Below are 11,567 nucleotides of genomic sequence, written 5' to 3' on the forward strand. Positions count from 1 at the left end.
ATTCTGAGTATGTAAATGCTATAATCCATTATAGACAAGGAAAGATAGAAGAGGCTATTGCCATAGTTGATTCATTAGTTCAAAAGTCACGTAATGATCCATACTTATATGAATTAAAAGCAGAAATGCTGCACAAGGCAGGGAATTTAGGTAAAGCAATAAAAATGTATGAAGAATCGCTTAGGTATTTATCTGAGAAAGACAGTTATTTGGTGAAACTTGCATTATCCCATACTTTATTGTTGCACGGTGATGTAAAGAAAGCAATTTTTTACTTGGAACAGACCGTAAATATAGAACCAAATAATGCCTTCGTCTGGAAATATTTAAGTATTGCATATAAGCGTAATGCCGATGCAGCAATGTATTATTTTGCTTTAACAAAAAAGGCTTGTATTGAAGGTAACTTAAGACAATTTATGAAATATGCTGAGTTAGCTGTCAAAACTTTACCAAAAGACAGCCCTTACTTATTGCAAATTGAAGACATGAAACGATTTAATGGATAACAAAAAGCTTTAGTACACCATCACTTTTAAGGGCCATTTTGTCCACACTGGTCCAACGTTTTTTTGACTTCATCGTTTACATTGGGTATAACTTTCATTATGATTGTCTTAGCGCCAAAAAATACACCACAAAATATACCTAAAGCAAAGAGAGCTGGCCAAGGCATTCTGCCAAATATTGCAAGCAAGGATGCACCTATTATTACTACTGTCATGAGTGGACCACCTATCCCCCAAACATAACCAATAATATTACATATTACTTGGGCAGTTGTGTCATTGATACCAGCACTACCAACGCTGGAGGCATCTGAATCACCTGATAAGAACAACACCAAACATAAGACATTAAAAAATTTTTTTATTGTAGAGCTCATTTTTTTGCCTCTAAATAATAAACTAGTGTAATAAAAACAATTTTATTACACATATTTATCTTAAAGTAAAATTTATGGTTTGTCCATAAATAAGGTATCACTACATAAATAAACCGCCATTAATGTTCAACACATGCCCTGTTATATATTTTGCTTCATCACTTGCTAAAAATAGAATTCCTGCTGCTATTTCTTCTCCCGTCCCCATTTTTTTCATTGGAATATTATCTAGTATTTTTTTCTTCTGTTCTTCAGCTAAAACTTCAGTCATTTTAGTATCTATAAACCCAGGAGCAATACAATTTACTGTTATATTGCGGCTTGCAACTTCTTCTGCTATGGACTTACTCATGGCTATTATTCCAGCTTTTGATGCTGCATAATTTGCCTGCCCAGCATTCCCTGTTAACCCTACTATTGAAGAAATATTTATAATCCTTCCCCAATTATTCTTAATTAGTTTCCTGCATGCTTCTCTATTTAGTTTAAACGTAGAACTCAAGTTAATATCAATCACTTTTTGCCATGCTTCATCTGTCATTCTCAGCAATAAACTATCTTGTGTAATGCCTGCATTACATACGAGGCCGTCAAAACCTTCCATCAACTCATTTGCCCTATTTATCAGCTGGTGTACTTCCTCAGCATTTAATAAGTTGCAAGGAAATATATAAACATTTTTTTCATATAGTTTAGCAACTTCTTCTAGGGCTTCTTTTTTTGTACCAGAAATACATAGAATTGCTCCAGCTTTATGCATAGTTTTTACAATTGCCTGCCCTATTCCACCTGATGCACCAGTAATCAGGAATTTTCTGCCTTTTAATCGAAACATAATAACGTCGTTTTATCTGATTACTAACAGAGCATTGTCTAGTTGGCAATGGATTTTTTGCATGATACAAGCAGCTTAGATCTATGACAGCTAAGTCAGATTAAGATATGCAAGAATTGTTACTAAATAGTTTATTCTGGCATTTTGCAGTCCAAATGAAGTCCATAAGTCATAGATTCTTTGTTTGTGTATGTTATCTTAACATTAACGCCAGTTCACAGTAATATATGATAAGCAAGTTAAAAAAACTTAGCGCTGGATTCTCTTTGACAGGTCCACTTGGCCATAGTGATAATATAAACATGCAAGGAACGAAAAATAAAAAGAAGTACCCAAGATTTTTGGATAAAACGTTCGCATTAATTGATGCGGTGGTAAGTTTTATTTTAAAACGCGAGGGTAATAACGTAAATGAGGTCCTAAGAGTAACATGGGGACCACTGTTTTTTGGTTTGATAGTGATACTCATTTTTTTTGGAATAGGTGGTATCTGGTCAGCTATAGCTCCAATTGATGGGGCAGTGCATGCAAGTGGAGAAGTTGTTGTATCTTCAAACAGGAAAATAGTTCAACATCTGGGTGGAGGAATAATAAGTAAAATTTTGGTCAAAGAAGGCCAAGCAGTTAAAAAAGATGAGCCTTTAGTTTTGTTAAGTGATGTTAACGAGAAGGCGAATTTGAGTATAATAAAAGAAAAACTCTTATCACTTTTAGCAACTGAAGCAAGACTTATTGTTACTAGCGAAGGCTTAGACACAATTGAATTTCCTGATGAAGTCAAAGAATTGTCTGATGGCAATCTTGCAAACAAAGTGATGAAAAATCAGATAAGATTACTTGATTCCCAGAACAAGAGTATATTGGGAAAAACTGACATACTGCAACAGCGTATAAGACAGTTACATGATGAGCTAGTAGGACTGAATTCTCAATTGGATGCAGCTCTCAAGCAATATGACTTAATAGCTGAGGAGTTAGAAACAAAAAGGCAGCTTCTTAGCGGTGGTCACATAGGTAAGTCACACATCTTGGCTTTAGAAAAGCAGTGTGCTGAAATTGAAGGTAGAGTTGGTCATTACCGTGCTGCAATATCTCAAGTGCAACAAAAAATTGGAGAAAAAGAGTTAGAGATCATAAATGTGAAGAATGATGCTCAGGAAAGAGCAAACATTGAGCTTAAGGAAGTTAGTACGTCTATTGCTGACTTGAGGGAAAGGTTGATGGTTGCAGAAGATGCATTAGCACGCACAGTTATTAGATCGCCTCAAAACGGAATAATTACGGATATACGGTACCATACGGAAGGTGGTGTTATACAGCCTGGTGTACCGATTATGAGCGTAGTGCCATCTAATGATGATTTAATAATAGATGCTAAAATTCAGACTAGAAATATAGAGGAGATACTGTCAGCACAAAAAAAAGATAGCAATATAGTCTCTATTGACGGATTGGAAGGGCTAAAGGTGAAAGTAAGGCTGAGTGCTTATAGCGCACGTCGTTTAAGTTTAATTAACGGTATAGTAAACCATATTTCTCCTGATGCCCTTGACGATCCAAGGTTAGGACGTTATTATTTAATACGTGTGGTGATACCAAAGTCAGAGCTTGCTCAATTCAAAAATGTATATCTACATCCTGGTATGCCAGCAGAAGTGTATATAGTTACTCAATCCCGTACTCTTTTGTCATTCTTATTTACACCTATAATTGCAACAGTTGATAGGTCTTTTATAGAAAGGTAGCTCACTTGTTAAAGTGAATAGAAGCAAAAAAAACACTTGACGAATTTTTTCAACTCCCTTATCATGATAATGAAGCTATTTGTTTAAGTTTCCAATCTGTGTAGGTTAAAATGACAAAAAAGCTTGTATTTGGCGTACTGTGTCCGCTACATATCTTTATAGGACTTTGGGCTTTTACTTATACAAGCTGAAGCGCGCTTATAAGTCGTTTAAGACATCACCCAATGCCGGATTTTAAAGTAGAGAGTAGAATAACTAGCTAACTCAGGGTTCTATTGTCTTTTTTTTCTGCCTGGTAAATTTCTTAAGTACCATAGCTTAGACTAGTTGCGTTTAAAAGCGCTAATTTGCAGCATCAACGTCTACAGTTTGGGTTATTTGCATTTTAAAAGTAGCTGAATCGTAGCGTTGAGAGCAAAAACGCCTATATTCTAGGTACATATAAATAATTAGTCACCAACGGTTTTTTTTTACTTTCCTTTCTCACTTGGTAAATTTCTTAAGTATAAAGATTATACCAATTTTCGTTATCAAACAAGATACATAATAAATTTGCTGAACCTCTAAATCGCAGGGAAACTTTTTAATTTACCATTGAGATTTGTTATAAGATTCTATTTACTTCTCTAAAAATTTTGTTTACAGAGCTTAATAACTCAGTTAGTCCTTGTGGAAAGCCGAAGGTGCATTTGCTTCAAGTTTCGAGTGCTTTAATACTCCAAAATAATAGAAAAGGTGCTAAATAAAAAATTTTATATTGGTTACAAGTAGTATACTTTATGATTATTTTCTATAATATGTAAACTACATATACTACTACAGGCATTAAAAGTTAATTAATAAAGTATAGTATATTACATAAATTATGATGCAGGTTTTTATACTTACAGATAAGTAAATTTGTTATGAAGTTTAATAGTGTCTGTTACTGCTTTTAGGTGTGAGGCTAGAGGGTTATTAGCAGTAACAGACACTATTAAACTTATTATAGAATTTACTTAAAGTAAATACTTAACTAAAAATATTACAATATTTTTACTTAAAATAGATTCATGTAAATGCTTTTTCCCCTAAGTTAGTAATATATTGTTATATCTATAAAATCCTAAAAAATTATTAATCATTGCTAATCTCTGTTTGCATAGTAAGTTTATATATACTATTATACGATATGTCACTTAGTTTTACAGCAAACAAATATGGTGAAGTTATTTGTATTATTGATAATGTTTTACTCGAGTACATCAGTTGCTTCTGCTCCTACCTCCTGGCAGTTTGGATTTCCTTCTCCTGCAACCGAGATAATGGAAGCTGTAGTTAAGTCACATTCGTTTGTGACGAGTGTAATGATTGCAGTAATGCTTTTCGTGTGGGCACTGCTTGCTTATGTAGTATTCCGTTTTCGTAAGAGCAAAGTGAAGAATATAAGTAAAACAAATCATAATATCCTTTTAGAAATCGTCTGGTTTGTTATACCAATGATTATTGTTGGAGTATTGGCCTTTAAAAATGCTGAATTAATTAAGCTACAGGAAAAGGTACCAAAGGCTGACATAACACTGAAAGTTATTGGTCGTCAATGGTATTGGAGCTATCAGTATCCAGAATATCAAAGTGTGTCATTTGACAGCTATATTAAGGAAAAAGATGACTTTAGCGAAGGAGATTTGAAGTTATTCTCTGTTGACAATAACGTTGTTTTACCTATCAATACTAACGTTCGCTTACAAGTGACGGCAGGAGATGTGATACATAGCTGGGGAATACCAGCTTTCGGTGTAAAAATTGATGCGATACCAGGAAGACTAAATGAAGCATGGTTTAATGTCAAAAAGCCTGGTATTTATTATGGGCAATGTTATGAATTGTGTGGTCAAGGTCATGGGTTTATGCCAATTGTTGTTGAAGCAGTAAGTAAAGAAGATTTTAGTAAGTGGATCAAAAATAAAAAATTAGTGAGTTAAATTGGGAGTATAGATATGAGTGATGTACCAAAAGGTGTAAAGCGTTGGCTATTTTCTACTAATCATAAAGACATAGGAACACTGTACATTATTTTCTCCATATTAGCTGGAATTATTGGTGGATTGTTATCAGTAGTTATTCGTACTCAACTAATGCACATTAATATATTTAACAATAATTATCAATTATATAACGTAGTGGTTACAGGGCATGCGGTAATAATGGTGTTTTTTATGATAATGCCAGCACTAATGGGAGGGTTTGGTAATTGGTTTGTGCCTCTTATGATTGGTGCGCCAGATATGGCATTTCCCCGCATGAATAATTTAAGTTTTTGGTTGTTAGTATCATCTTTTATTTTGCTTATCCTTTCAGTATTTGCTGGTGAAGGTCCTGGAACAGGTTGGACTTTATACCCACCTTTGTCGCAAGTTATGTTCCATCCAAGTGCAGGAGTTGACCTTGCTATACTTGCACTCCATATTGCTGGTATGTCTTCGATTGTTGGAGCAATCAATTTTATAGTTACTATATTTAACATGCGTGCAAAGGGCATGTCATTAACTAAGATGCCACTATTTGTTTGGTCTGTTTTGTTAACATCATTCATGCTAATTGTCGCTTTACCGGTACTTGCTGGTGCTATAACTATGCTGCTTACTGATCGCAATATTGGTACTTCCTTTTTTGACCCTGCCGGAGGTGGTGACCCCGTATTGTTTCAACATCTATTTTGGTTTTTTGGTCACCCGGAAGTTTACATAATTATTTTTCCTGCGTTTGGTATCATAAGCCAAGTCGTATCAACTTTTTCTCATAGGCCGACATTTGGTTATAAGGGAATGGTTTATGCTATGATAGGCATAGCAGTATTTGGCTTTATGGTTTGGGCTCATCATATGTTTACTGTTGGGCTTAGTGAAGATGCTACCATATTTTTTAGCACCAGCACAATTTTTATTGGTGTTATGACTGGTATTAAAGTCTTTAGCTGGATTGCAACTATGTGGGGTGGGGCGATTGAGCTTAAAACCCCTATGCTATTTGCACTAGGTTTTATTTTTATGTTTGTTGGCGGTGGTATAACTGGAATAATTCTGTCTCAAGGCGGAATAGATAAGCTTTTACATGATACTTATTATGTTGTTGCTCACTTTCACTATGTCCTATCACTTGCCTCAATATTTGCAGCCTTCGCTGGCTTTTACTATTGGATAGGCAAAATGTCGGGTAAACAATATAATGAATGCCTAGGGAAAATACATTTTTGGCTTACTTTTATTAGTACCAATACCACTTTCTTACCTCAGCATTTTCTGGGACTAGCTGGTATGCCAAGACGTATACCCGACTATCCAGATGCATTCATTCCTTGGAATTATGTCTCCTCAATTGGTTCATATATGTCACTCATTTCAGTTATGCTTTTTGTGTTTATAGTTGTACACCTCTTCAAATGGGGCAAGAAAGCTGAAAATAATCCTTGGGGAGGTGATACTTTGGAATGGACAATATCTTCACCACCACCTTTTCATACTTTCGAAAAACTGCCAGTGGTAAAATAGAATGTATACAAGTGCTTTGTTAAATGTTGAATCAACAATACTGGATTTTTGGCGTTTGCTGAAGCCAAGGATAATGTATCTTGTAGTATTTACTGCAATTGCTGGAATGGTTGCTGCGCCAGGTAGTATTCATCCCTTTCTTGCATTAATATCTCTTGTATGTGTTGCTCTTGGTTCAGGATCCGCAGGTGCCATAAATATGTGGTACGATAGGGACATAGACCTTCTCATGAAAAGAACAAAAAATCGTCCTATACCTTCAGGTAGAGTTTCTGCAGAAAGCGCGCTCGAATTTGGTATAACCCTTGGAGTATTGTCGGTATTTATTATGGCAATAGCAGTGAACTATGTTTCCGCTGCTTTGCTTGCAGTTAGCATATTATTTTACGTTTTTATATACACAATTTGGCTCAAAAGACGCACTCCGCAAAATATTGTTATCGGCGGTGCATCAGGTGCTTTTTCTCCAATGATTGGTTGGGCAATTGCGACTAACTCTGTAAGTTGGGAAAGTTTTATTCTATTCTTAATAATTTTTATGTGGACTCCACCGCACTTTTGGGCTCTATCCTTAAACAAGTCCGAGGACTACGTAAAAACGTCGATTCCAATGTTCAATGTTGTCTATGGCCCAGAGAAAACAAGGAAACATATATTAATTTACAGTGTGTTACTGGTGCTAACTAGCTTGCTTCCAGCACTATTTTTGAAAAAGGCCCTATTTTACCTAAGTCTGGCAACCCTTGAGGGTTGTATTTTTATTTGGTATGCTGTATCTATTATAAGGCTTAAAAATCATAGCTCACAGAAAAAATGTTTTCTTATTCAATTTCTTATCTATTTTTTCTGTTCACTAGTGTTATTTTTTGTTCTACCGATTTGTTTTAGCTATGAAAGAACGGCAGAAACATAAAAACTATTTTTTGTTTTTCCTTCTAATAGTGTTCGTTGTTGCGCTTTTCTTTGTTTCTATAATAAAATTTAAGGGTACAGCCTAAATGCCTTGTATCCATACGTCTCATTGAAATTGTGCTTTCATAAAAGCAATTATATACTTCATTAATTCATATAATTAAGGATGAATAGAAAGGAAGTGACAATATATACGGATGGAGCGTGCGTTGGTAATCCTGGAGCAGGAGGGTGGGCGGCAATTATACTATTTCAAAATCATAGAAAGGATGTTTATGGTAGGGAAGAAAATACTACAAACAATAAAATGGAGTTAACAGCAGCAATCAATGGACTGAAGGCGTTAAAATTCTCTTGTAATATTAATTTATATACGGATAGCCTCTATATTAAGCATGGAATAAAAGAGTGGATAAATAAGTGGAAAGTGAATGGCTGGAAGACAAGTAGTAAAAAATCAGTAAAAAATATGGAGTTGTGGAAAGAATTGTATTATATCGCTTCACAACATAAGATTAATTGGAGGTGGGTTAAAGCTCACAATGGCAATAAATATAATGAGGAGGCTGATAGTTTAGCAAGAAAAGCAATAATCGATGCTTAAAAAAATCACTATATTATTTTCTATAGTTTTGTTATTTACGCTCTGTTTCTTTATCTTTTTTAAAGATAAGGGTCCCTTAGGAGTTAATATTAGTTATATCAATTTTTACTTAAAGAATAAGATATCGAAAACGCTTGACAACTCAAACGTCAATATGGAGAATACTTCAGTTATTTGGCAAAGAGATGGTACAGATCCATATCTAGTCATTACAGATTTAAAAATAGTGAATCCTGGATTTACTATAAAAGTTCCTAACCTTTTTGTGCATTTTAAGTTCAGTTCTTTGTTAAAAATCAGTGTAAATTTCTCTCAAGTCTCGGTTGATAATGTGTATGTGCATATCAATCAGGAAAAAGATGACTTCAAAGCAGTTGATTTTAATTCGAAAAATTTTTTGAAAGCAGTAAAGAAATTCTTTTTTGGCTTAAATGCGGGTTTAAATATTGAAATTACTAACATTACCATCAAGAAAAGCACGGGAGGTGAATTTTTCATTGATAAAGTATATGCAGGGAAGGGGAAAGATTTTAATGTTTTGGATGTCCGTGTCCATACAAAAGAAGGTAAAGGACTTCTAGATGATTTATCCATTACGATAAAAAACCGCAATAACTTGTTAAATTTGTATGGAACATTTTATAACCTGAAGTTGGGGCTATTTAACGAGTTTTCCACACTAGTTAAAAGTTATAATTTGGACAAAGAAATAGGATTCAAAGGAAACTTTTCAATGAGAATTAATGGAAAGGATGAAGTTGTAGATGGAAGCATATACGTATTAAATACAGAGAATCACTCGGGTAAAAACTTAGCCTTGACTAATGTAAACGTAAATTTGACATATAGTGATGAAATCATCAGCGTAAAAAACTTTCATTTTAAGTTAAATGGTATGTACCTTTCTTTGATTGGCAAAATGAACTTTAGTACAAATCGTACTCTGCTTAGGGTCAACATTAATAAGTTTGCCGCGAAGGATTTATGTACTTATGTACCAGATGGTATAGTGAACAATGAATTTAAAAAATGGTATTGTGATAATATTGATGGGGATATTGTAAATACAATCATAAGTTTCAACGGCAAAATCAACAGCTTAGCTAATGATGATCTATCAGACGTCGTAATTGTTGCTGATATAGAAAACGGCAGCGTCAGATTTGATGAAGATTTTGAGCAAGTGAAAGAATTAAACGGTGATTTAATTCTCAAAAATAACAGCCTCACAATTGCTGTAAATAGCGCTAAGTTTCAGAATTTCACTGTTGATAGTGGTAGTGTTGAAATGAACTTTCTCGATAGGGAAGAGTCAGTTCTAGTCATCAATGGTAAGGCCACAAGTGATGCTTACGGGTTATATGAGCCTATAAAATTTAAGCTGGATGATATGATTCAGGTTACAAGAGACAAGATTGGTGGAACAGCAAAATCTGTATTCAGTTTTCGCATTTTTAACCTGAATGTCGACAATAGAAAAGTAGACTTCTTAGCAAATTTTCATTCCAAAATCGACGATCTGGTTGTCTATGGTGCAAATCTTGGTAAGCATGATATCAAACTTGATTTTGGCAGAGACTTTATTGATTTAAACGGTAGTGGTATGGTAAATAACACACAACTATTATTCGACTTGAAAAGTAGCAACGAAAATGAAAGTTTCGCCTGGAATTTAACTGGGGATTTACCTGCCCAAATACTTGATTTTGATGGTGGTTACGTTAACACAAATATAGAGTCAGTGATAAATCAAGATAAGACGGGATACGTTAATGGTAATATAGATTTGTCAGAGATTGAGTCACGTTCAAGCTACTTGGGGTGGAGGAATCGCTTTGAAGACCACAATAAAATTTTGTTTTCTACTAGGCTAAAAGGAGCTAACGAATTGTTAATAGACAAATTAGACGTTGTAGGAAATGACCTAGATATAAAATTTAGCGGAAAAGTAGAAAATGGAAATTTGTATTTGAGCTCTGGCAATTTTGAATTACCGGACAATGACCTTAATGTAGAAATTGAGTTAGGTAAAGAAAAAAGCATTGTAAATATTTATGGCGAGAAAATTAATTTGAGTGATATTTTAGGGTTGCTTGGCAAAAATAGTGGTGGATTAAACAATGACATAAAAGTAAGTATGAATGTTAACAATGTAATGATGAAAGAAGGCATTGTTGTCAAAAACGCCAAGCTACATGTAACCTGCACCAAAGGCGATTGTAATGGAAGTAAATTTGCAGGGCAGTTTTTGGAAGACAATAGCAAAATATCAGCGGAATACAGCGGAATAGGGCTCGAAATATATGCGGATAATTCAGGTATGATTTTGCGTTCTTTAGGCATTGGTAAATCAGTTAAAAACGGCAAATTATCTTTTTATCTATCTTCTAAGAGAGAAAATGGAGAACATTATGGCATGTTATCTATCAGCAATTTCTATATCAAAGATGCTTCGCTTCTCACTACCTTACTATCGATGTCTTCACTGCCTGGTATTGTAAATGCTATAAAGAATGAAGGTGTATACTTTTATAAGTGTAATGCACCTTTTTCATACAAAAATGGCACTGTTGAAATTGAAGAATCTTGGCTTGAGGGAGCAGAACTGGGCATTAGCACTAGTGGTAAGCTTGATATTAGGGATTATAAATTCCAGGTTGAAGGACAAGTAATACCAGCATACTCAATTAATAAATCTTTGTTGAAAATCCCTACAATCGGAAAACTTCTTACTGGTGGGAAAAGTAGGGGGATTATTTCAATAGACTACAAAGCAAATGGGGATAATAAAAACAGTAACGTATCTGTTAATCCTATCTCTTCGCTGACTCCAAGCCTATTTAAGAGGTTATTAGGAGTGTTTGACCGTGCTATGACAAAAATGGCAGCACGCTAGGCATATAGCATGCTATTTATAGAAATGGGAATAAGAAAACTACTTGACAACCTTCGCCGTCACCCTTGTCATAGTAATGAAGCTATTTATTTAACTTCCCAATCTGTGCAGATTAAAATGACAAGAAAACTTGTATTTGGCGTATTATTGTTTAATTTT

8 protein-coding genes and 1 pseudogene are annotated in these 11,567 nt (G+C 34.5%); 7 read left to right on the forward strand and 2 right to left on the reverse strand.

Annotated elements, in window-relative coordinates; translation table 11 throughout:
* A partial coding sequence (locus tag IHO40_RS04110; RefSeq protein ID WP_368666771.1) for a tetratricopeptide repeat protein occupies nucleotides 1–509 on the forward strand: 509 nt, incomplete at its 5' end.
* A gap of 26 nt (nucleotides 510–535) precedes the next feature.
* On the opposite strand, the gene IHO40_RS04115 is transcribed toward IHO40_RS04110, so the two are convergent.
* On the reverse strand, nucleotides 536–886 hold the full coding sequence (locus IHO40_RS04115) for a TrbC/VirB2 family protein (RefSeq protein WP_225536892.1): 351 nt from the start codon (nucleotides 884–886) through the stop codon (nucleotides 536–538).
* A gap of 100 nt (nucleotides 887–986) precedes the next feature.
* Nucleotides 987–1,721, reverse strand: coding sequence for a 3-oxoacyl-[acyl-carrier-protein] reductase (gene fabG / locus IHO40_RS04120; protein WP_225536893.1), 735 nt, complete (start codon nucleotides 1,719–1,721; stop codon nucleotides 987–989).
* 227 nt (nucleotides 1,722–1,948) lie between these two features.
* Here fabG and IHO40_RS04125 point away from each other — a divergent pair, with 227 nt between their 5' ends.
* The 6 genes and pseudogenes from IHO40_RS04125 to IHO40_RS04150 all read left to right on the forward strand — a co-directional run bounded on the left by IHO40_RS04125 (nucleotide 1,949) and on the right by IHO40_RS04150 (nucleotide 11,408).
* Nucleotides 1,949–3,466 carry an HlyD family type I secretion periplasmic adaptor subunit gene (locus IHO40_RS04125; protein WP_225536894.1) on the forward strand — a complete coding sequence of 506 codons (1,518 nt, stop codon included), beginning with the start codon at nucleotides 1,949–1,951 and terminating at the stop codon, nucleotides 3,464–3,466.
* Between the two features lie 1,199 nt (nucleotides 3,467–4,665).
* On the forward strand, nucleotides 4,666–5,430 hold the full coding sequence (gene coxB / locus IHO40_RS04130) for a cytochrome c oxidase subunit II (RefSeq protein ID WP_225536895.1): 765 nt from the start codon (nucleotides 4,666–4,668) through the stop codon (nucleotides 5,428–5,430).
* Nucleotides 5,431–5,445: 15 nt separating this feature from the next.
* Nucleotides 5,446–6,996: a cytochrome c oxidase subunit I gene (ctaD, locus tag IHO40_RS04135; protein WP_225536896.1), complete on the forward strand. Its 1,551-nt coding sequence runs from the start codon at nucleotides 5,446–5,448 to the stop codon at nucleotides 6,994–6,996.
* A 1-nt stretch (nucleotide 6,997) separates the two neighbouring features.
* A pseudogene (locus IHO40_RS04140) lies at nucleotides 6,998–7,884 on the forward strand (heme o synthase).
* A 190-nt stretch (nucleotides 7,885–8,074) separates the two neighbouring features.
* Entirely contained in the window at nucleotides 8,075–8,512 is a 438-nt protein-coding gene (gene rnhA / locus IHO40_RS04145; RefSeq protein ID WP_225536897.1) for a ribonuclease HI, read from the forward strand.
* Nucleotides 8,505–11,408 carry a YhdP family protein gene (locus IHO40_RS04150; RefSeq protein ID WP_225536898.1) on the forward strand — a complete coding sequence of 968 codons (2,904 nt, stop codon included), beginning with the start codon at nucleotides 8,505–8,507 and terminating at the stop codon, nucleotides 11,406–11,408. Before rnhA ends, IHO40_RS04150 begins: the two co-directional genes overlap by 8 nt.
* Nucleotides 11,409–11,567: the final 159 nt, after the last annotated feature.

It is taken from the genome of Wolbachia endosymbiont of Mansonella ozzardi, assembly GCF_020278625.1.
Lineage (GTDB): Bacteria > Pseudomonadota > Alphaproteobacteria > Rickettsiales > Anaplasmataceae > Wolbachia.